The sequence below is a fragment of the Lysinibacillus sp. FSL K6-0232 genome (assembly GCF_038008325.1).
Lineage (GTDB): Bacteria > Bacillota > Bacilli > Bacillales_A > Planococcaceae > Lysinibacillus.
This window is the reverse complement of record NZ_JBBOYW010000001.1, coordinates 2,247,496-2,268,641: the sequence shown is the minus strand read 5'-3', so window position 1 is coordinate 2,268,641 and position 21,146 is coordinate 2,247,496. Positions and strand designations below refer to the sequence as shown.

General features: G+C 38.0%; 23 protein-coding genes. 13 read left to right on the top strand and 10 right to left on the bottom strand.

The genetic code is table 11. From position 1 onward, the window contains the following. The first annotated feature begins 209 nt into the window (after window positions 1-209). Together MHB42_RS11060 and MHB42_RS11055 are read left to right on the top strand one after the other, a co-directional pair. Window positions 210-992 carry a tetratricopeptide repeat protein gene (locus MHB42_RS11060; protein ID WP_340806163.1) on the top strand — a complete coding sequence of 261 codons (783 nt, stop codon included), beginning with the start codon at window positions 210-212 and terminating at the stop codon, window positions 990-992. A gap of 196 nt (window positions 993-1,188) precedes the next feature. Then, complete coding sequence (locus MHB42_RS11055) at window positions 1,189-2,874, top strand: methyl-accepting chemotaxis protein (RefSeq protein WP_340806162.1); 1,686 nt, start codon at window positions 1,189-1,191, stop codon at window positions 2,872-2,874. 55 nt (window positions 2,875-2,929) lie between these two features. On the opposite strand, the gene MHB42_RS11050 is transcribed toward MHB42_RS11055, so the two are convergent. The 4 genes from MHB42_RS11050 to MHB42_RS11035 all read right to left on the bottom strand — a co-directional run bounded on the left by MHB42_RS11050 (window position 2,930) and on the right by MHB42_RS11035 (window position 7,033). Then, window positions 2,930-4,396 carry a spore germination protein gene (locus MHB42_RS11050; protein ID WP_340806161.1) on the bottom strand — a complete coding sequence of 489 codons (1,467 nt, stop codon included), beginning with the start codon at window positions 4,394-4,396 and terminating at the stop codon, window positions 2,930-2,932. Continuing rightward, window positions 4,396-5,520, bottom strand: coding sequence for an endospore germination permease (locus MHB42_RS11045; RefSeq protein WP_340806159.1), 1,125 nt, complete (start codon window positions 5,518-5,520; stop codon window positions 4,396-4,398). The genes MHB42_RS11050 and MHB42_RS11045 overlap by 1 nt, the downstream gene beginning before the upstream one ends. A 111-nt stretch (window positions 5,521-5,631) precedes the next feature. Further along, entirely contained in the window at window positions 5,632-6,522 is an 891-nt protein-coding gene (locus MHB42_RS11040; RefSeq protein ID WP_340806158.1) for an RsiV family protein, read from the bottom strand. Next, entirely contained in the window at window positions 6,515-7,033 is a 519-nt protein-coding gene (locus tag MHB42_RS11035; RefSeq protein WP_340806156.1) for an RNA polymerase sigma factor, read from the bottom strand. Before MHB42_RS11035 ends, MHB42_RS11040 begins: the two co-directional genes overlap by 8 nt. A gap of 314 nt (window positions 7,034-7,347) precedes the next feature. On the opposite strand from MHB42_RS11035, the gene MHB42_RS11030 reads away from it, so the two are divergent. From MHB42_RS11030 to yfkAB, 5 genes are all read left to right on the top strand, one after another. Next, entirely contained in the window at window positions 7,348-7,773 is a 426-nt protein-coding gene (locus MHB42_RS11030) for a hypothetical protein (RefSeq protein ID WP_340806155.1), read from the top strand. A gap of 75 nt (window positions 7,774-7,848) precedes the next feature. After that, window positions 7,849-8,841, top strand: a complete 993-nt coding sequence (locus tag MHB42_RS11025) for an LLM class flavin-dependent oxidoreductase (protein ID WP_340806154.1) — start codon at window positions 7,849-7,851, stop codon at window positions 8,839-8,841. 123 nt (window positions 8,842-8,964) lie between these two features. Then, on the top strand, window positions 8,965-9,537 hold the full coding sequence (locus MHB42_RS11020; protein WP_340806153.1) for a TetR/AcrR family transcriptional regulator: 573 nt from the start codon (window positions 8,965-8,967) through the stop codon (window positions 9,535-9,537). Continuing rightward, entirely contained in the window at window positions 9,538-9,948 is a 411-nt protein-coding gene (locus MHB42_RS11015) for a DUF5367 family protein (RefSeq protein ID WP_340806152.1), read from the top strand. 152 nt (window positions 9,949-10,100) lie between these two features. Further along, complete coding sequence (yfkAB, locus tag MHB42_RS11010) at window positions 10,101-11,213, top strand: radical SAM/CxCxxxxC motif protein YfkAB (protein ID WP_340806151.1); 1,113 nt, start codon at window positions 10,101-10,103, stop codon at window positions 11,211-11,213. Window positions 11,214-11,554: 341 nt separating this feature from the next. Here yfkAB and MHB42_RS11005 read toward each other — a convergent pair whose 3' ends face one another. Continuing rightward, window positions 11,555-12,133, bottom strand: a complete 579-nt coding sequence (locus MHB42_RS11005) for a type 1 glutamine amidotransferase family protein (RefSeq protein WP_340806150.1) — start codon at window positions 12,131-12,133, stop codon at window positions 11,555-11,557. 404 nt (window positions 12,134-12,537) lie between these two features. On the opposite strand from MHB42_RS11005, the gene MHB42_RS11000 reads away from it, so the two are divergent. Together MHB42_RS11000 and MHB42_RS10995 are read left to right on the top strand one after the other, a co-directional pair. Beyond that, window positions 12,538-13,242 carry a YjjG family noncanonical pyrimidine nucleotidase gene (locus MHB42_RS11000; RefSeq protein WP_340806148.1) on the top strand — a complete coding sequence of 235 codons (705 nt, stop codon included), beginning with the start codon at window positions 12,538-12,540 and terminating at the stop codon, window positions 13,240-13,242. Window positions 13,243-13,367: 125 nt separating this feature from the next. Further along, window positions 13,368-14,003, top strand: coding sequence for a 50S ribosomal protein L25/general stress protein Ctc (locus tag MHB42_RS10995; protein WP_340806146.1), 636 nt, complete (start codon window positions 13,368-13,370; stop codon window positions 14,001-14,003). Between the two features lie 44 nt (window positions 14,004-14,047). On the opposite strand, the gene MHB42_RS10990 is transcribed toward MHB42_RS10995, so the two are convergent. The 3 genes from MHB42_RS10990 to MHB42_RS10980 form a co-directional block, all read right to left on the bottom strand. Beyond that, a complete protein-coding gene (locus MHB42_RS10990) occupies window positions 14,048-14,653 on the bottom strand; it encodes a DUF2812 domain-containing protein (RefSeq protein WP_340806144.1) in 606 nt (201 codons plus the stop codon). Continuing rightward, window positions 14,640-14,927: a PadR family transcriptional regulator gene (locus MHB42_RS10985; protein ID WP_340808579.1), complete on the bottom strand. Its 288-nt coding sequence runs from the start codon at window positions 14,925-14,927 to the stop codon at window positions 14,640-14,642. Before MHB42_RS10985 ends, MHB42_RS10990 begins: the two co-directional genes overlap by 14 nt. A 138-nt stretch (window positions 14,928-15,065) precedes the next feature. Continuing rightward, on the bottom strand, window positions 15,066-15,695 hold the full coding sequence (locus MHB42_RS10980; protein WP_340806143.1) for a YczE/YyaS/YitT family protein: 630 nt from the start codon (window positions 15,693-15,695) through the stop codon (window positions 15,066-15,068). A gap of 163 nt (window positions 15,696-15,858) precedes the next feature. On the opposite strand from MHB42_RS10980, the gene MHB42_RS10975 reads away from it, so the two are divergent. Continuing rightward, complete coding sequence (locus MHB42_RS10975; RefSeq protein WP_340806141.1) at window positions 15,859-16,281, top strand: pyridoxamine 5'-phosphate oxidase family protein; 423 nt, start codon at window positions 15,859-15,861, stop codon at window positions 16,279-16,281. Between the two features lie 53 nt (window positions 16,282-16,334). Here the strand turns inward: MHB42_RS10975 and MHB42_RS10970 are convergent, their stop codons facing one another. After that, window positions 16,335-16,883, bottom strand: a complete 549-nt coding sequence (locus MHB42_RS10970; protein ID WP_340806139.1) for a flavodoxin family protein — start codon at window positions 16,881-16,883, stop codon at window positions 16,335-16,337. 114 nt (window positions 16,884-16,997) lie between these two features. Between MHB42_RS10970 and MHB42_RS10965 the strand changes: the two genes are divergently transcribed. Then, window positions 16,998-17,861 carry a LysR family transcriptional regulator gene (locus MHB42_RS10965; protein WP_340806138.1) on the top strand — a complete coding sequence of 288 codons (864 nt, stop codon included), beginning with the start codon at window positions 16,998-17,000 and terminating at the stop codon, window positions 17,859-17,861. Window positions 17,862-17,919: 58 nt separating this feature from the next. On the opposite strand, the gene MHB42_RS10960 is transcribed toward MHB42_RS10965, so the two are convergent. After that, a complete protein-coding gene (locus MHB42_RS10960; RefSeq protein WP_340806137.1) occupies window positions 17,920-18,945 on the bottom strand; it encodes an S-layer homology domain-containing protein in 1,026 nt (341 codons plus the stop codon). A gap of 543 nt (window positions 18,946-19,488) precedes the next feature. Between MHB42_RS10960 and MHB42_RS10955 the strand changes: the two genes are divergently transcribed. Then, entirely contained in the window at window positions 19,489-20,397 is a 909-nt protein-coding gene (locus MHB42_RS10955; RefSeq protein ID WP_340806136.1) for a metal ABC transporter solute-binding protein, Zn/Mn family, read from the top strand. A gap of 9 nt (window positions 20,398-20,406) precedes the next feature. Then, the gene (locus tag MHB42_RS10950; RefSeq protein WP_340808578.1) at window positions 20,407-21,135 is read left to right on the top strand and encodes a metal ABC transporter ATP-binding protein; all 729 of its coding nucleotides are present in this window, start codon (window positions 20,407-20,409) and stop codon (window positions 21,133-21,135) included. The last annotated feature ends 11 nt before the right edge of the window (window positions 21,136-21,146 follow it).

Genomic DNA, 21,146 nt, shown 5'->3' with positions numbered 1-21,146 from the left:
GCATCTTGATATATGATAAAACTATTTTAATATAGGTAATTTTGTCTTAGTAATTGTAGTTATGAATCATTTGTATTAGGAAGAAAGTATGGTATGTAGCTATAGAATGCTTAGCTTATCAATCTTAAATTTTTGCAAAAATATTATATTTTTATTACTATTTTTAGTATACCAAGCTATTATAAAGCGAAAGCAGACTGGAGGGCTTAATGATGAGTGAAGATCATGATAAAAAGAAAAAATTCTCATTATTCAATCAAATTTCAAAATCACTAGGGTTTGAGCAAGAGGAAAAGAAAACAAATATGTCAGAGGAGGAGCAGGTATTTTCCGAGCAAAACATAGATGTAGCAGAAGAGGTGGCAGCTTTCGAGCAAAGGACAGATGCTGTAGAGGAATTGACATCTTCTGAGCAGCAATCAAATGTCATTGATTTTATTGAAGAAAAGGAAAAGAACAAGACACAGGAAGGCTTAAAGTGGCTAACGGCAGCCGCTGATTTAGGAGATACAGGCGCTATGAATGAATTAGCCTATAGCTTTTTAACAGGTATCGGTCTACCGCAAAATACAGTGGAAGGTGAAAGATGGCTACGTAGGTCTGCGGAGCTTGGCAACTTATGGGCAATGGTTGATATAGCTGTTCGTTTACTGGATGGTGAAGTATTAAGCAAAAACCCACTAGAAGGCGAACGATGGCTGCGTTTAGCAGTTGACCGTCGAGATGGAGTAGCAACAAGAATTTTAGGCTACCGTTTAGTACATGGTGATAGTTTAGAGCGAAATGTAGCAGAGGGCATCAAATGGATTCGTCTAGCCGCTGAGGAATTAAATGAGCTTGTTGCTATGAGATTATTAGGTATTTATATGATTAAAGGTGAAAATATGGAGCAAAATGTGAAGGAGGGTGAATACTGGCTAAAACGAGCAGCTGAAGCAGGAGAAAAAATAGCCATGAGAGAATGGGGAAAATATTTAGTAAGAGGTTTGTAAATATCCCTGTTCTAGCTGTTGAATAGAACTTCGAATAGTGATACTTATTCGAGGTTCCATTCAAGTGGCATTTGACAGATGTGCCACCAAAAATCAAGCATAGCTGCATTAGAATACATACTATCAGTACTAATAGTGTTATGTTACATATCAATAACGATGACAAACTATACTATACAACAAAAGGGTGGCTATTATGAGCGTAGGCAAAAAACTAAATATATCGTTTTTAATTTTTATTTTTTTACTTGCTGTTTCTATAGGGAGTAATATTTTTAACTTGAATACTATTGATAAACGCACAAAAGAAGCAATGAATTCTCGTTTAAAGCAACTTCTTCTAATAGAGGAAATACGCTTTGGGATTGCCACACAAGAAGTGTTTATTCGTGCAATGATTTTAAATCCATCCACTAGCAATGAAGAACAACTATTAAACGCGGAAAAGGGACTGGAGAAGACGATTGCTACGTTAGGGGATTATGTGAAGTCGAAGGAAATGAAGGAGTGGTGGGCACAAGTCAATGAATCCAATAACCAATTTAAGACGGAAATGCCAAAACTATTAGCAGCTATTGATAATGATGATATTGAGCAAGCGACATCCATCCTAAATACAACGATTTCAACGATTAATCTACAGTCATTTGATATAGCCGCAAAGATGGAAGAATATCAAATGGCACAAATGGAGGAGATTGAGGAGTCTACATTCTCGGCTATTATGAATGCACGCACTATCTCTATCATTATTTTAGTTGTTAGTATAGTAATTGGTATAGGGTTAATCTTTTTTGTGCGTCGTGCTATTACAAAGCCACTACAAAGCCTTATGGCGGGTGCAGCTGTGATTGGGGATGGTGATTTATCGCAGGAGGATATTACGATTGCCTCTAAGGATGAGCTTGGCAAATTAGGCACAATCTTTAACAATATGAAGGGGAATTTACGCGATTTAATTACCCATATCCAATCCAATGCGGAGCGATTAAGTACGTCTGCGGAGGAGCTGTCCGCGAGCGCAGAGGAAATGACTGCCACAACAGAGGATGTGACCAAGCAGGCAGCGGAAACAGCCGAAAATTCACAGGCTGCTACAGGTGCAGCGCATGAAAGTGCTATTGCGATGGAGGAAACCGCACAGGGCATTCAGCGTATTGCGGAGGCGTCCCAAGTGCTGCATAGCTCCTCCCTACATGCCAGTGATACTGCGACAAATGGGACAGCCATTATTGCGGATGCCCAAAAGCAAATGGGTGTGATTAATGAGTCTGCCTCTACGGTCAATGAGCTGGTGCAAAAGCTGGCAAAGCAAACAGAGGAAATTGGCAATATCACAAAGGTGATTACAGAGATTACAGAGCAAACCAATTTATTAGCGTTAAATGCAGCGATTGAGGCAGCACGTGCAGGAGAGCATGGGAAAGGCTTTGCGGTCGTGGCAGATGAGGTGCGCAAGCTGGCAGAGGAATCGAAAACATCCGCCAATAGCATTACAGCGCTGACAACGGAAATTCAGCAGGATACTGAAAATGTGGAGCGTGCGATGGCAAGCTCGTTAGTATCAGTGCAGGACGGGGTCGTTGTTATTACAAAGGCTGGCGAGTCGTTTGAAACAATTGTGGGGGCAGTGGGTGATATGACCCATCAAATTCAAGAGGTATCGGCAACAGCAGAGGAGCTATCAGCAAGCGCTGAGCAAGTATCTGCCTCAGTAGCAGAAATTGCCACAGGAGCGCGAACAATTTCCAGCAATATTGATACAGTGGCAGCAGCGATGGAGGAGCAGTCTGCCACGATGAATGAGGTCACACATGTCGCAACAACCTTAAGTGAAAATGCACAGGAGCTACAGGAGGAAGTACAAAGGTTTAAAGTATAATCCATTAGAATAAACCAATAGCATCCCTTCCAATTTTTGAGGGATACTATTGGTTTTATTGCTCTTTACGATTAGGAATTTTAGAGGTTCTTGTAAAATCTTGAGGGGCAAGTGCTTTATTACGCTCTGAGTAACCTTTAGGTGATAGTCGGAAAATGGATTTCTTAAGAGTAGCCCAGTTTAAATCCGTTCCTAGGTTCATGTAAGAGTAACCGTAAATTCGAATATTACACAAGTATAAAAATGTTAGGTATATGGAAACAAAAAAGCCAAATAGTCCTAAAAAGGCACTTGCAAAAATAAAGCCAACGCGCAATATGCTAATGGAGGTCACAAGGGATTGATTAACTAATGTAAAGGAGGCAATTGTAGAAATAGCGATAACAACAATCATTTCAGGGCTTGTTACACCTGCACGAATTGCTGCATCCCCTATAATTAATCCACCCACAACACTAATGGTTCCACCAATAACAGAAGGAAGACGTAAACCTGCCTCACGAAATAATTCAAACATAAGCAGCATCAATAGCATCTCCAATGAAGAAGGAAGTGGTAGCCCAGCCTTTGCTTGTACAACCGTTGCCAGTAGCTGTAATGGTAATTGGTTTTGATGATAGGTCGTCAAGGCAAGCCAAAAAGCAGGGAGCAATAAGCCAATCAGAATACCAACAATCCTTAATAATCGTTCAAGGGAGCTAAAAATAATAGGATATTCATTATCCTCAGCGGATTTAAGTAATAAAAATAAATTAACAGGTGTAATCACCGCATAGGCGACACCATCCACAAAAATAACAAACCGTCCTCTTGCTAATGCTTGTACTGCATAATCGGGTCGTCCTGTATAATCAAACTTTGGAAAGAGCTTGGAATTTTTATTGACACGCTCCATTAGTAAATCGCCACTAAAAACAATATCTGTATCAATCGCTGCTAATTGCTTCTTAATCCCATGTAAAATCGTCATATCCACAATATCATCAAAATAAAGAATGGCGACTGTTGTTTTAGAGCGCTTGCCAATATCCATTTTTTCCACGCAAAAAGAATTGGTCGGCAATCGCTTGCGTAGTAATGCGATATTGACACGAATATCTTCAATAAAATTATCTCTAGGCCCTTTCACAATCACTTCCATACGTGTTTCTTCAGGCTGACGATTTGGCTTTTTCGCAATATCGCAGGCATATAATAGCTGCTCCCTATCAAAATAGAGCAATAACGAGCCGTTATAGACTAATGTAATAAGCTGTTCCTTATCCTGTATTTTTTGGATATTTGGTATATGCAAATGACGTGTAATGTTTTCCTCAAAGGGTATCTCTTCGAAATGATCATAGAAATATTGAATACGTTGAATAATCACTTCATTCAGCATTTGCTGATCGATCATTGCATCACAAGTAATAAAATGTACCTTCTGTTGATGAAAGGTATATTCCTGAAAGTGAATATCTGCTGATTTTTGAAATAATTGTTTTAACGTTTTCAGCTTTAGCGCCTGCTCTTGCTGAGGCATTATGACTCACCGCTTTCCATGTCTTGATTTTCAGTTTTCCCCTTTTGAGAAGATTTATCCGACAAGGAAGCAAGAATTACGAAAAAAATAGAAAGAGCAAAGAAAAAAATAAAGGTGGTCGTTAAAATATAGTTCCCTTTTACCTTTAAAAATAAATTTTCATTTAACATAATTAATGGCAAACAAATAATAAAGAAGGGCGGCGCAAGCATTTTCCATATACGCTTAGGGTCCCCTGTTATTTTCAATAAATCTGCCACAATATAGAGCAAGAAACTAACACGAATAAAAGTTCCTGTTAGCCATTGATAAATCGAGAAAAAGTCCAGATGTTCAATATAACGTCCAAGTGTAACCAATCCCCATTCTTCATAGGCAGGGTAGCGCTGCTTGGATGCTTCTGTTGGACCAAATTCTGTAATAGCTCCAATAAGTGGACCTAATGTAAGCCCTGTAAGAATAAAGAGCATAATGGCAAAATGATACCAACGAATACGCTCTTTAAACTGATGTTGTAAAAATAATAGTATAAATAGCTCAATAAATCCTGATGCTGGGAATATCATGCCTTTTATCACAGGGTGTAGCCCATGTTCAAAAAATGGGCGCAATAAATCATAATCTTTTACTTGTAGATTAGTAAAGGCAACAAAAAAGCCAAAAACAACAACACCAAAAAGTACAAATACATTTAAAATGACCATCGTTTGTAGACTTGTTGTAACAAGCAAAACACAAAGGATTGTATAAATAAACAGCAAAATAATAACAGGTGTTTGCGGTAAAAAGGTTGTGTTTACCCATTGCAATGTTTCGACCATTGTAAAGGCTGTAATAACCATTAAGTAAATAACAATTATATAAATAACAATCGTCGCACTAACTTTACCAATTTTTTGATTTAACCAATCTCGAATTGGTTCCTGCTTTGTTTTTGTCTGAATATATACTAAAAGAAATAACCAAAAGAAAAGAACAGTCGCAGCAAAGAGCACAGATATCCAGCCATCTCTTTTTGCCGTATCTAATAGCGGTGGAAGAATAGTTACATGGTTTTTTAAGCCAATAACAGTCATTGATAAGAAGATCACATGTAAAATACCGATTGATCCTACACTTTTCATAATGAAAACCCTCTAACATTGATTGATACATATTAGCTTAGACAAAAAACACTAGCTTTATAAGCAAAAAAAAGACGCCTCCGTTATAGCAGGCGTCTTCTTTATACAGTATTAATGAATATATTTTGTACTAACAAGGCTGTCTTTAAGGATAGCTGTTGGAATTTCAAACTCGACAACGCCCATATAGCCTGGTGCGACTTCGTATTTATCGAAGGAGATCATTAGCTTGCCCTTATCAGAAATATAAAACTGCTGATCTGGTTGAATCGCTGTAAATTCCTCTATAAGTTCTTCATCTGGAAGACCAGCACCTTTTACCCAATAGATTTTTTCTTGGTTGGATGCTGCCATCTGTGCACGCATTTGTTCTTTAATATTGTCACTAATAATATCAATATACTGCTCATCTTTAAAAAGCATTGGTAAGGTAATTAAAATTTCATGTTCTTTATCAATTGTATCGTACTGCATAACAGTGGAAGAGGAGGCAACTGTGTTGACCACATAGCGACCAATGGATAAAATTTGCTCATTATCTGTCTTGATTTCAAAGCCGCTCTCCACACCTAAGTGACCACCACCATTCGCCTTTAAATCACCCACTTCAGCAATAAACGCATCATACAAAGCTTTTCCTTGCGCGCGATATTTTTCATTTAATGTAGAGGAAAGCTCTTGATTTTCTAAGTTCTCAATAGAAGGCACTTGAATATCGGCATCATAACGGTCTTCTGTCACCTTATATTCTGTCCATGTTAATACTTTCACAACATTGCCAACAACAGGGATTTCTGACAATGTTCGTGCCATTGCAGGGCTCACATTTAAGCTAGCAGTAAACAAGATTGCGGCAGCTGCTGTACCGAGCAGCCATTGTGGTGCACGCTTTTTTCGTTTTTTGCGCCCTTGTTTTAACGCATCTTCAACAACCATATCCAGCTCCTTTGGAATCGGGATGTTTGTATATTGTTTTTCGACATCCTGTAATTTTTTATCCATGTGTATTTTCTCCCTTCACGTCTTCCAATTGTATTTTCAATAGTTTTAATGCTTTATAAAGGCGTGACTTCGCAGTGCTCAACTTAATATCAAGAATGTTCGCAACGTCTGCGAGCTTTAAATCCTCAAAATAATGAAGAATCACAACCTCCCGATACATTTGCGGAAGCTCGTCCAATGCATGCTCTAAGTCGATATTTTCATAAACATCTTCTTGGGCAGGTGTTAAATAATGCAATGTATCGTCATCGGTTACTTGTAGGCGTTTATGCTTGCGTAAAAAATCAATCGCTGTACGGACAACGATTTTATAAAACCAGCTTTTCATATAAGCAACATGCTCAAGGCGATCTAATGACAGCATGGCTTTTTGAATACTATCCTGTACAACATCGAGTGCGTCCTGTTCATTTTTGGTATAGCTATAGGCGAGCAAATAAAATCGCTCTTTTTGTTCGCGAATAAATTGGACAAACACCTCTTCATGTTGAAATGCATTTCTTGTTTTCATGTCCAAAGAAGCTCCTTTTTTACATTGTCAAATTGTATACATGTACTAGACGTACAAAGGGGCGAAAAAAGTTAATCGTATTGAAAAAAAGATAGCGTACGCTTTAGTCTGCCACAGTGCAATGCTAAAAAATAGGCATATGTATTTTTCCATCATAATAGAATGGTCATAAATAAGTTTTAAGTAAAAAAGCACATCGTATTTTTAGTGAATACGTAAAATATCTATAATAATCAAATATTTTCTACTTTAAGCATGCATTTTAATGTATGATGGAGCTAACAGTGTTTTGCTATAAAGGGGACGTGAGTCATATGAGTTTAGGCAATCATATCCGTGTATTTCTTTGTGTAGTATTTATGGGCGTGCTTGTGGGGTATGTTTTTAATGCCCAAAAAGATATAACCAATCATGCATATATTGATATGGTCAAAGAGGGCTATTTAGAAAATTTTTCAGATGTTACGGTACGCAATGCTTTTAACTATGCCTTTTTTGAGCCTTATTGGCGTTATTATGAAGCGAAAACGGGGGAGCATGTTGTAGAATTATCAGGCGATATTACGTTTCAAGGTGAAAAAGGACATGCCATTTTACAATTTGTAGTGAATGATCAAACAAAGCAATTTTCACTACAAGGGCTGAAATTTAATGATACGGTGTTAAGTGTAGCACAAAAGCAAAGGCTAGTAGGTCTAGTTTATCAAACATGGGAAATGAAGCAGTTAGCTTATGAGTAAGGTTTTTTGCTTTGTAAATAATGCAACTTATATTACAGTAAAGGGGGGAGCATACAGATAGAGAGGATGTTTTGAATGAAGTTAAGTATTTTAGATCAAATGCCAATACCAAAAGGTCATTCAGCAGAGGAAGCTTTCCAACGCACAGAGCAATTGGCGCTATTAGGTGAAGAGCTTGGCTACCATCGTATGTGGCTCGCAGAGCACCATAATAGTCAGTCGCTGGCAAGCTCAGCTCCCGAAGTGACCGCTGCTTTTTTAGCTGCGAAAACGAAACGTCTTCGTATCGGCACAGGTGGCGTAATGATGATGCATTATTCACCGTATAAAATTGCGGAGGTTTTTAAAACATTAGTTGGACTAGCTCCAAATCGTATTGACTTTGGCGTGGGGCGAGCACCAGGCGGTGACCCTGCCTCTATTTATGCATTAGCAGAGGGTAGAAGGCAACGTTTTACGGAGCAATATGATAAGCTGGAAATTATTTTAAAGCTAATGAATAATCAAAAAACAGGCGAACATGTCTATGATCAGGTCGTGGCAGCACCTGTCAACGTGCCATTACCAGAGGCTTGGCTGCTCGGTTCAAGCGGTCAAAGTGCGATGCAGGCAGGACAGCTTGGCGTAGGGTATTCCTATGCACAATTTTTCACAGGCAATATGTCCAAGGATATTTTTGATACGTATAAAGCTCACTTTACACCTTCTTATTATATGGAAAAGCCTCAAATTATTGTGACCTATGCGGCAACGGTTGCACCCACGCTAGAGGAAGCGGAATATTTGGCAAAACCTATTGATATTTCTCGTTTACAGCTCATGAAGGGGCAAATTATTCAAACGATATCACCAGAAGAAGCGAAAGATTATCCATTATCAGAAATGGATAAATTAACAATTGAACATAATCGTAAAGCCAATCTTGTTGGTACACCAAAAGATATTGCAGCATTTTTAAGCGCTGAACAAGAGCACTATGGCTTTGATGAAGTGATGCTCAACTGTAACCAATATACATTAGAAAGTCGTTTAGATTGCTATAAGTTTTTAGCAAAGGAATTGCTATAATTATGTAAAGCCGTATTCTGTTGGATGAATACGGCTTTTTGAGTGCAAAGAACTAATTGAAATCATAATTGTTAATTGTTAAAATAAAGTTAGTTATTTGACTAACTAAAAGGTGGTGATAAAATGGCAAAACCAAATGGCATTAGTAAAGAGCAGCTGATTAAATATGCAAGGGACTGTTTGGTGGAGAAAGGTATCGACAAATTTACGTTAAAGGCAGTAGCCGAAGCAGCAGGTGTAACACAGGGCACAATCTATTATCATTTTAAAACGAAGGAACAACTGTTATTGGATATTGTACAGGATATTTGTGATACAAGTTGGCAAGAACTATCACAAAGTAGAGAACAGGCGATAGAGCAAGCCATTGCATCCGCTAAAAGTCGTTGCTCCTACGATTCATATTTTCACCAATTATTTTTTCTACTCGTTACATCCAGCTTTAACAATGACAAAATAAGGGGCAAGCTTGGTGAAATTATAAGGGCAGAAAATGAGGCTTTAACAGAGAATTTATCCAGTCTATGGACAGCTTCGCCAATAGAGGACGTGTCACTTGAAACGTGGGGTATTTTATTGAATGCGATGGTTGATGGATTGGCATTACAAGCATTATTACAGAAGGATTTTCCTGTTGAAAAAACATATAAGGAATTGGAGCAATTAGTTCATGTGCTTAGTAAAGGGGGACAATGAATGAAGGGCTATTTATTCACAGCGATGTGGAGTGTTTTAATATGGTTATTTGCTACATTATTCTTTAGATTTTTTGGCGTGTATATACTCTTTAGTCCAATGACAAATAAGTTTATCCTAAGTATTTTTTTATTATTAGTGGGAACGGCTGTTTTATTATACGGTGTGACATATTTGTATGTACTCTTTGATACAACAAGCCATGCAGCCATAAAGTTTGGAATAAGTGGTACTGTGATTGGTTTAGTGTTAGATACATTTTCTTTATCATATCATCAGATCGTTTTTCCAACATTTAGCGAGGCACAGGTGATTGCCTTTACTGTATGGATGTCTTTTGCCTATGCGTTATTTTTAGTGATACCTTTTATCTTTTATCAAAAAAATAGCCAACAGAGAGGGCTTGTTTAAATAGTTTATGAATAACTATCCCTCTCAGCCTTTTATCTTTATAAGTCAAAAAATATTCATCTATCCCTAAAATAGCCCATTCTTACAATTCATATTTAAAATTATCGGCGAATATGAGAGAATAGAATGCTAGAAAGGAAGATGTACGAAAGATGACAACCTTACAAAAAATTACACCTGTCTTTGATCCATGGGAGGCTTATTTAGATGTTGAACAGCATGGACATATGACGCTCTCAAATATTGAGTTTACCACAACAACACTGTGCAATATGCGCTGTGCACACTGTGCAGTTGGCTATACATTACAACATAAAGACCCTGAAGCATTGCCAATCGACTTAATTTTACAGCGCTTAGAGGAAATTCCCCATTTAAAAACAATTAGTATTACAGGTGGCGAACCAATGCTAAGTAAAAAATCTGTGCAAAACTATGTATTGCCACTGTTAAAATATGCACATGAACGAGGTGTACGAACACAAATTAATTCCAACTTAACATTGGAGCCAGCACGCTATTTACAAATTGCCCCGTATTTAGATGTATTACATATTTCTCATAACTGGGGAACAATTGATGAATTTGTAGAAACAGGCTTTGCAATGATGGAGCGCAAGCCAACATATGACCAACGTGCAGCTTTATTCCAACGCATGATTGATAACGCTAAAATGCTAGCTGAGCATGGCGTGATGGTATCTGCTGAAACAATGCTCAATAAAAAAACATTGCCTTATTTGGCACATATTCATCATCAAATTATTCATGAAATGAAATGTGCGAGGCATGAGGTGCATCCCATGTACCCATCTGATTTTGCCAGTGCTCTTACTTCTTTAACATTAGAGGAAACACGTAAAGCCATTCATCATCTGTTAGATATTCGAGAGGAACAGACATGGATGCTTTTTGGTACGCTGCCCTTCTATCCATGTAGTCCGAATAAAGAAGATCAACAATTATTACAGCGGCTACGCACAGCGAAAAATGTCACAATGCGTAATGATCCAGATGGTCGTTCACGCTTAAACGTCAATATTTTTACAGGCGATGTTATCGTAACAGATTTTGGTGATACACCAGCATTAGGCAATATTGTCCATGATACATTACCAGCTATTTTTGATAAATGGATGGCAACGGATTTAGCTAAATCCCTTAATTGCCATTGTCCAGCCGTGAAATGCCTTGGTCCCAATGTGCTGGTAAAAAATATGTATTATCAGGATGCTCAATTTACAAGCGGCTCTGCTCGCATTTAAACAATAGCAAACGCCATTTTGACTAAGCTTACAAAATGGCGTTTGCTTATTTTTTTACAATAAATTTCTGCGTATCTTTTTAAATCGAGCATCTTCACCTGCACGTTTCAAAAGTAGTAAGATCTTAAGCTGTCATGCTAACTATTTCACCCTTAACACGATCAATGGAAGCATGAGCATTGATATTCATATAATATACTATGAGCCCTTAGGGTTCATATTTTTATTCGCTAAGCGGGTATAAAAACGATTGCGTCCTCTAATGGAATATCATTTTTCACATATTACTTATCATCTTTTAAAGAACCGATGTGTAATGGCTAACGATACATAGTTTCAATTTAGCGAATTGCTCCATTCTGGAAATTGTCGAACCATTGTTCCATTTCCTCTTCGCTGTCAACTTTTAGGATTTTGAAAATTTCATAGGCAAATTCAACCGCTGCAGTTTCATTGGCTGTCATAAATCCTTTATCATAAACTACTTGAGCTGGTATATAATGCCTTTCTCCCACATATCCTTTTACACCTTGAAACAGTTCTAAAGAATCGCCCGTATGTTTTATATCATTGAGGAATCCATGTTTGCACAAAAAGTAAGTTGCACCGCAAATTGCTGAAACAGGTATTTTATAGCTCCTAACTTTTTTGACAAAGTCTGCTATTTCATCATAATCATTTTCTTCCCATGAAAGACCACCAGTCATGATAACCAAAGCAAGGTTATCAAAATTGCTATAGTCGTTTATGCTGAAATCAACTTTGGCTTTAATGCCACCCATTGATACTTTGTCTATAGTATCAATCCCAATTGTTATAACATTATAGTCTGAAAAGGAGTGAGCAACAGCTATAGCATAGCTTGCTTCCCAATCACACCAACGGTCAGTTAGTAAAAGTAGTATTTCATTTTTCTTCAAGGCGTACCTCCATTTAGCTATAGTATTATTTATCCTTGTTTTCCAGTAAACTTATCTTATAATTGTACTCTATAGTAAAATTTCATACTAGCATTTCTTAACATAAGCTATGCTAATTTGACAGTAAGTATTTTTGTTTTTCACTGTTCAAGGATAATGCATTGTATCCAAGCTAACACATAAGTAGTAAATGGGTTTGTTTTATTCTTGATAAAGTGTGATAGGCTCAGTGCTTATAAGGATAACTAGATTTTCATACTGTTTTTTATAAAGTATTCTTTTGGATTCATTTCATTCTACAATATCAAAGAATATGATAGGTCATTTTACTGTTATTTTTCTAAAAAAACGTTATGATAAATAGAGTAAATAGTCACAATGCCTTGAAGAAAGTAGGAATAACGATGACAATGTACAAAACATTATTATTTGATGTAGATGATACATTATTGGATTTTGATGTAGCGGAGAATGCGGCACTTGCTCAAGTGTTTCAGCAGGAAAATATACCCGCTACACCAGAGATGATTGCACGGTATAAGGAAATTAATGAAGCTATGTGGCGAGCGTTTGAGCGTGGGGAGATTACAAAAAGTGCGCTACATAATACACGTTTTGCGATTGCGTTACAAGAATTTGGCTTTGAGGTCGATGGTGCACACCTTGAGGCAGTTTTTCAACAATACTTGCAGCAGGCACATCCATATGTAGAGGGAGCTTATGAGGTGATTACGCAGTTAGCAGAGCATTACGATTTATATGTAGTTTCAAATGGCATCACAACTACACAAAATAAGCGACTAACAGATGCCAATTTAGCACCATATTTTAAAGGTATTTTTGTATCAGAGCAAACAGGCTATCAAAAGCCAATGCCAGCCTTTTTCGACTATGTATTTGAGCGCATTGAGGATTTCCAAAAAGAGCAAACGCTTATTATTGGAGATTCGCTAACATCCGATATTAAAGGAGGCTTACAAGCAGGCATTGATACGTGTTGGTTTAATATCCATCATCTAGAAAATACCAGTGCGATTACACCACATTATGAAATTCAAACATTACAGGAATTATATGGATTGTTACATGTGAAGGTTACACAATATTAAACAGTAGGCATTTCTTTTGTTCTAGATAATGGGCAAAGGAAGTGCTTTTTTCTCATAGGTATAAAAAGAACAAGAACAGGCAAAACCTTTTATAAGACTTGTTTCTATGAAAGGGGAAATATTTAATGACAATGGTTTTAACAGTGCATAAACGTCAAAGGGGACGACAATCATCTTTAACACAGCTCAGACAAAATGGAGCTATTCCCGGTGTGATCTACGGCTTTCAAATGACCTCAACAGCTATTTCTTTAGATGCACGTACATTTGCCAAAATGCTCGCTGCATATGGCAGTAATGGCGTGTTTCAGTTAGAGCTGGAGGGCAAGCCTGTCAACGCTGTATTAACAGAGGTGCAGCGCTGTGCATTAAAGGGCAATGTCAAACATGTTGATTTTAAATCCATTAATATGGCTGAGGAGCTAGAGGTAGATGTGCCGGTGGTTCCGATTGGAGATGCTGCTGGCGTTGCTGCTGGTGGATTATTGCTCCAGCCAAATCGTGAGGTACGCATTAAAGTGAAGCCAACAGAGATTCCTGAAACGATTGATATTGATGTAACAAATATTGCTATTGGGACTTCGCTTTATGTAGGCGATATTCGTCATCAGCTGCCATTTGAAATTTTACAGGAGGATGATTACACATTGGTGACAATTACACCACCGCCTGCTGAAAACGTACAGGAAGATGATACAATGGACGATACACCAGAAGTGATCGAGGCAACAGGTCAAAATACAGGTGAGCCAGAAGCCTAGCTATAAAAAAGCGCGAGCATGCTAATGATAGCTCGCGCTTTTTGCTAGTAAGTATCCATGTTTTTGAGTGCCTTACGGTAGCGGTAATATGCCATCATATAAAAACAAGCTGCAATCAATAAAATCCATGGTGGCAACATACGCATCAAGGCAAAGGGTGTTTCAAATAAAAAGGCAGAAAGGAATGCAGCACCTTCCTTCTCCCATAGCCCTGGTGTTAAATAAGCATGTTTAATATGAAAAAAGATACCTTCATTGGGGTATAAAAACATGAACCATACAAAAAAAATCACGATCCAATTGCTTGCATACCGCATTAAACGTTTATATTTTGCTATTTGCGATTCGCTATCGGAAAATAGCTCATCATTGCCATCTTTTGGTTTTATCCAATAATAGGAGCCATCATACGATTTTTCCTTTAATAAATGCCAGCCAAAATCCTCATAAAGCTGCTTATAATCGGCTCGCGCTTCCTTTTTTAAACCCTGCTGACAATCAATGCGAATAATGTGGTCGGCATCGCTTGCTTGCTGGAATGTATAAAAGCCGCCTGAACCTACCTTTGTACAAAGCCATCCTTTTGCTGCCATCTCGTTGAGCCAGTGTTCCTCCTTATCGAGATCAAAAAAGATGTTAAATTTCCTCATGTCCATCCACCCTTTCATAGACAGCTAAAATATGCTGTAATCGTTGCTGCTCAGCGGCTAAAATAGCTAAGCCTTCCGCAGTAATTTGATAAACTTTGCGCCTTGTATCCTCTGTTGCAACAGGTGTAATCCATTGATATTTTAATAAATTTTCAATGGCACCATACATCGTCCCCGCCGCAATTCTAACATTACCATCACTTAGTTCCTCAATCTTTTGCATCAATGCATAGCCGTGCAATGGTTCACGTAAGGCAAGTAAAATATAATGCATCGTTTCCGACAAAGGCAGTAATTTATGTTTTTTCACCGTATCACCTCTTATACAGTCCAACTATATAGTTTTATTATATACAGTTGAACTATATAATGCAACTGTATAAAAAAAGACAATGCAAAAAGCGCATTGTCTTTAGGATACGATGGCAGTTTTGACACCCGTCCATCGCCATAATAATTTTTCATTAAAAGCAATTGCAAATTGAACAATTGGCCCAAGCCCAAAAGCCATTAATACTGTACCAATACCAAGCGGCCCACCGAGTAAAACACCAACAATCGCAACCGTGACCTCCATTGTTGTACGGGCGCGCGTGACACTCCAGCCTAGCTTATGCACCAGCATTAACATTAACGTATCGCGAGGACCAATGCCTAAGTTCGCCACCATATACATCCCACAGCCCCAGCCTAATAAAAATAGTCCAATGACATAGGCAACAAGCTGCATCCAAAAGCCCTCGATATCAGGTAGCCAGTAGTTAAATACATCAATAAAAATACCTGCTAAAAACATATCAATAAACGTGCCTGGCAGTGGTAACTTTTTTGTAACCAGCATATCAAAGGCTAAAATAGCCAGCCCTAATACAATAGACCAAGTACCAATGGTTAATCCGATTGTTTTTGTTAAGCCAATATGTAATACATCCCAAGAGCCAACACCGAAAAGCTGTCCTTTAATCGTTAATGTAATGCCAAATGATAAAACGAAAATTCCTGTTATAAAAAATATACAGCGTGATAAAAAAGCCTGTTTCATTATGTACCCCTCATTTATACGAAAATTCTTGTTGTCCAACAACGTATTATAGCAGGACATTGCTTATATGCCCGAAAATTGTCATTTCACATTTTTCAAAAAAAACGATTGAGTATTGTTAGAGGAGGACACACTAAAAATATCAAGGAAAGGATGAGAGAATATGACTTCTGTACGTGAGGAAATTTTAGCGATTTTAAATCGTGAAAAAATAGGCACAATGGCAACAGTGGAAAATGGCAAACCACATTCCCGTTATATGACATTTCAACATAAGGATTTTGTATTATACACTGTGACCAATCAGCACTCTGAGAAAATGGCAGAGCTGCGTAAAAATCCATATGTCCATATTTTATATGGCTATGACAATGGAGGCTTTGGCGATACGTATGTGGAAATAGAGGGCAAGCTAACAGAAGTAGAGGAAGAAGGTTTAAAAAATAAAGTAGCTGAATTTTTCACAAGCCTATTAGTGGGCAATCGGGATGAAATGGTAACGTTAAAAATTGAACCGATTCGTATGCGCCTCATGAATAAAAAAGGGGAGCCGCCACAAGAGCTAAATTTTTCGAATAAAGCGTAATACAAACGACCTACTAGCTCGAAAGCTGGAAGGTCGTTTTTAGCTGGAGGTGATTAAATGCGTGCTTTTAGTTGGCGATTTAAAATAGCAGCCTGTGCCAGTGCTTGTTTATCGCTAGTAATATCACCTGGTTTATTACCTTCTCCAATAATATAAAATGTAAATGGCATTTTAATAAAATCAAAGATATATTGGAATTGCTGAATCATTGGTAAACCTTTGACGGTAGGATGATCGCCACCAACAGCAAGAACGATGGCTTCCGTTGTTGTGAGCTTTTCCTTTAGCTCTGGAAAACGTTCATCACGAATTGCCTGACTAAAGCGGTCTACCATATTTTTCATAATACCAGACATACTATACCAATAGATAGGTGTAGCAAATACTACAACATCGCTTGTTAATAGTGCCTCTATTACTTGGTCATAATCATCTTCGATCAATTGAAAGCCATTAGCATCATGGCGTAAATCGTGGATAGGCTCAATATGTAAGTCCTTTACGTATATTTTTTTATGGGCAATGCCCTCTAGTACAATATTTGTTAATTGCTCGCTATTGCCATGTGCTCTGGAGCTGCCAATAAATGCAGTAATATTCATATAGATTCGCCTCTTTCTTTTAAGTTACTCCTAGTGTAAACTGAATTTTATTATCAATAAAGATGAATGTTTTGATGAAATGTATCGAAAAAATTGAATAAAGGAGTGGAAGCAATGGATATGAAACAGCTCCAAACATTTTTAATCGCTGCTAAAACTCTAAGCTTTACACAAACAGCCCAGCGTCTAGACTATGCTCAATCAAGCATAACCGCTCAAATCAAAGCATTGGAACAGGAGCTAGGTGCTATGCTTTTCGAACGACTAGGCAAACGTATCGTACTAACAGAGGAAGGCAGGCATCTACAGCAGTATGCTCAAAAAATGATAGCACTAGAGCATACGATGAAAAAGGCACTGCGTAATGAGCAGGAGCAAATGGTATTAAAGGTGGGCGCACAGGAAAGCCAATGCGTCTATCGTTTCCCTAGTATTTTACAGCAATTTCAGCAAGCCTATCCACAGGTGAAAATTATTTTTAAGCCTGTCCATACAACTGAAATTGCCAAGGAATTATTACAAGCAGGTGCATTAGATATTGCTTTTATTACAGATGCTTACCAAGAAACCGCTATGCTACAGCGGGAGCGTTTAACGGAAGAACAGCTTGTTTTTGTATGTGCATCTAGCTATAAAAGACAAGCATTATCCGAGGAAACGCTGCTGTTAACGGAAGCAGGCTGCTCGTATCGAAATCATTTAGAAACCTATTTACAGCAGGAGCAAGCTATGTCACAGCAAATAATTGAATTTGCTAGTATTGAAGCCATTAAGCAATGCGTCATAGCAGGGCTAGGCATCACCTATTTACCTAAAATGGTTGTAGCAAAAGAATTACAAAATGGCGAATTAATAGAATGTCCATTTTCCTTTATGTTAGCGCCAATTTATACAGATATTGCTTGGCATAGAGATAAGCAGATGAAGCCAGCCCTTCAAGATTTTATTGCACTAGCAAAAAAGCACTATCAAGCTTAAAATAAAATAGACCGCATGAAATCAAAGCTTTTCCATCTGATTTCATGCGGTTTTATCATTATTGTTTTTTTAGTGTGCCTGAATAATTTGTGCCTTCATTGCGCTCTGCACGGCAATCAATCTCCGTTACTTTTAGCGCATTATTGGATAAACGTTCAAACTCGATGACACAGCGATTGCCATTTGTGGATGTATTCATTAACGCTTTATGGCTGCTTGTAACGGTAGCCGTTCCCTGAACATTGCCTGAAGCGTTCCCATCATTTGCTGTTAATGAAATCGTAAAGCTCTTATTCGTAGCGTTAGTAATCATAGCATCACGGCGGTTAAAATCATTTGCGCCCTTACCCCATTTATAGTAATAGGTATAAATTCCCTCCCAAGCGCTTTGGCTAGGTGTTGTGAGCTGCATAGATGGATCAAGCTGATTTTGTGCATTTTTGGCACGGGTATTTAATGCGAGTTGGTTAGCATTATCATGAATGGCCTGTGCATCGTCTGAGATGGCATAAAAATTGCGTTCATCCATACGATAGAGCATTGTCACTACTTGTGCACGCGTTATATTATTTGCGACACCATAAAACTTCTGTAAATTTCGATCCTCATACTTCGGATTTTGCCCTGAAGAAATATAATAGTCGAGTAAAAATTGAATGGATTGATTTAAGTCTTTTTTTCCACTAGCTAGATGGGCAATTGCCTGTGCCACAACGCCACGCTTAACAGTAGCCGCTCGAATACGATTATCAAAATAACCATTTAATGGTACTCCGTAACTAGCAAGCCGATCATAATCATCATCAGACCAAATGGCAGCAGGTGTCTGCTTGTTTAGCTCCTCCATTGGTGATTCCAGCTCATAAAAATTAGCGAGTAGCTTGGCCAATTGCTGCTCTGTAATGGTTGCATTTGGCTTAAATGTGCCATCTGTAAAACCATTCACAATATCGTACTCCTCTGCCCATAAAATCGCCTCATATGCATAATGATCTACTGATACATCTTTAAAGCCCGCAGCCTGTACATTGCTCACACTGCCTACAAGCAGCATAAAAAATAAGATACTTAGAAGTTTTTTCATTTGGAAGCCACATCCTTTCTTACTGATTCTATTAATAGTTTGCAGGAAATGGATAGAAACTGCAATTGTCTTTTGTGCAGGGTGTGTAGTTGGTGGATAGTGTGATTAAAATGACAGATAGAAGCCCCAAATTGATGGATAGCCCGTAAAAAGTGACGGATAGAACGCAGGATTTCTATCTAGAAAAAAATTTTTAAAAAGAAATTTTTATAAAAGGGTTGAATTATTTTAACTTTCAGCATATATTTTTCCTAAGGGAAACAAAATATCTATAAAGAAAGAAGAGTGAGTGTATGAAAGAAATAGATGATTTCAAGCTGACGATTCTTCCGATGGTGATTTTTCTAATGCTTGCGATACTTTGGATGCTTACAGATTCTATAGGGGCAGGAATAATATTTATTCTTTTCTGGATAAGTTGGCGACAGTTTATTCGGAAAAATAAAATATAAGTCATTGTTGAAAATGCTAGCGGGCATCATGAAAGTTGTCCGCTCTCCATGTTTAAGCAATCGCTAAAAACAAGAAAGAAGAGGTAAAGGAATGAAACAATTATTAGGTGTATTAGTAGTATCACTCTCGCTGTTGTTTGGCTGCTCAGCGACCACAGAGGGGGAGAAGCAAGGCATTGTTGTCGCAACGACGGGACAAATTGCAGATGTTATTCAAGAAATTAGTGGCAATCATTTGCAAGTATCTGCATTAATGGGTTCAGGTGTAGACCCACATTTATACAAGGCAACACAAAGTGACTTATCAAAATTGGATAAAGCGGAAGTTATTTTTTATAATGGCTTACATTTAGAAGGGCAAATGCTCGATATTTTTGAGCAAATGGCAAAGGATAAAACGGTGCTAGCTGTCGGTGAAACAGTAGATGAAAAACAGCTACTTGCTAGCGATGATGCCATGCTACATGATCCACATATTTGGTTTGATATTGATATTTGGAAAGAAGTAACAAAGACCATTAGTGAGCAGTTGCAAGAGGAATATCCAGAATTCAAAGAGGATTTCCAAAAGAATGAAGAAGCGTATGTAAAGGAATTGGACGAATTACAAACATATGCAAAAGAGCGTGTCAATGAAATTCCACAGCAGCAACGTATTTTAGTAACGGCTCATGATGCCTTTAACTATTTTGGTAGAAGTCAAGGGTTTGAGGTACGTGGTTTACAGGGACTTAGCACAGAATCAGAGTATGGTGTGAAAGATGTGCAGGAAATGGTAGATTTCTTAGTTGCTAATCAGATTAAGGCGATTTTTGTTGAGTCAAGTGTGTCCGATAAAGCGATGCAGGCTGTCATTGAAGGTGCAAAGCAAAAAGGACACGATATTGTTATCGGTGGAGAGCTGTTCTCAGATGCAATGGGCGCAGAGGGCACGGAAGAAGGCACATATATTGGGATGTATCAACATAATATCGACACAATTGTTGATGCACTAAAGTAGGTGAATAAGATGTATGCATTAGCAGTGGAAAATTTATCAGTGGCATATGATAAAAAAACTGTGTTAGAAAATGCTTGTGTAAAAGTACCGCAAGGGCATTTAGCTGCGATTATTGGGCCAAATGGTGCAGGCAAATCAACCTTTTTAAAGGCGATTTTAAATCAGCTTCCTAATAAAGTAGGGAAAGTTGAAATTTTAGGGAAGGCATTTGAGCCAAAAAGCTTAGTCGTTGGCTATGTTCCTCAGCGCAATGCCGTTGATTGGGGCTTTCCTACAAATGCACTCGATATTGTCCTCATGGGGCGTTATGGTCATATGGGTTTATTGAAAAGACCATCCAAGCAGGATAAATTAATTGCTCAGCAGGCTTTAGCAAGTGTAGGGATGCAGGATTTTGCAGAGCGTTCTATTGGACAGCTTTCAGGAGGGCAGCAGCAGCGTGTCTTCCTGGCAAGAGCCCTTGCTCAAAATGCCGATATTTACTTTTTAGATGAGCCATTTGCTGGAGTGGATGCGGCAACAGAAAAAACGATTATTGATATTTTAAAAGACTTAAAGACACAGGGAAAAAGTATTTTTGTGGTGCATCATGATCTGCAAACCGTCAAAGAATACTTTGATTATACAATTTTATTAAATAAAAAAATTTTAGCATCAGGCGCAACAGAAGATGTTTTTACACCAGAGCAACTACAGAAAACCTATGGTGGCAAGCTTTTTATGATGCAGCATGTGTAGGGAGGGTCACG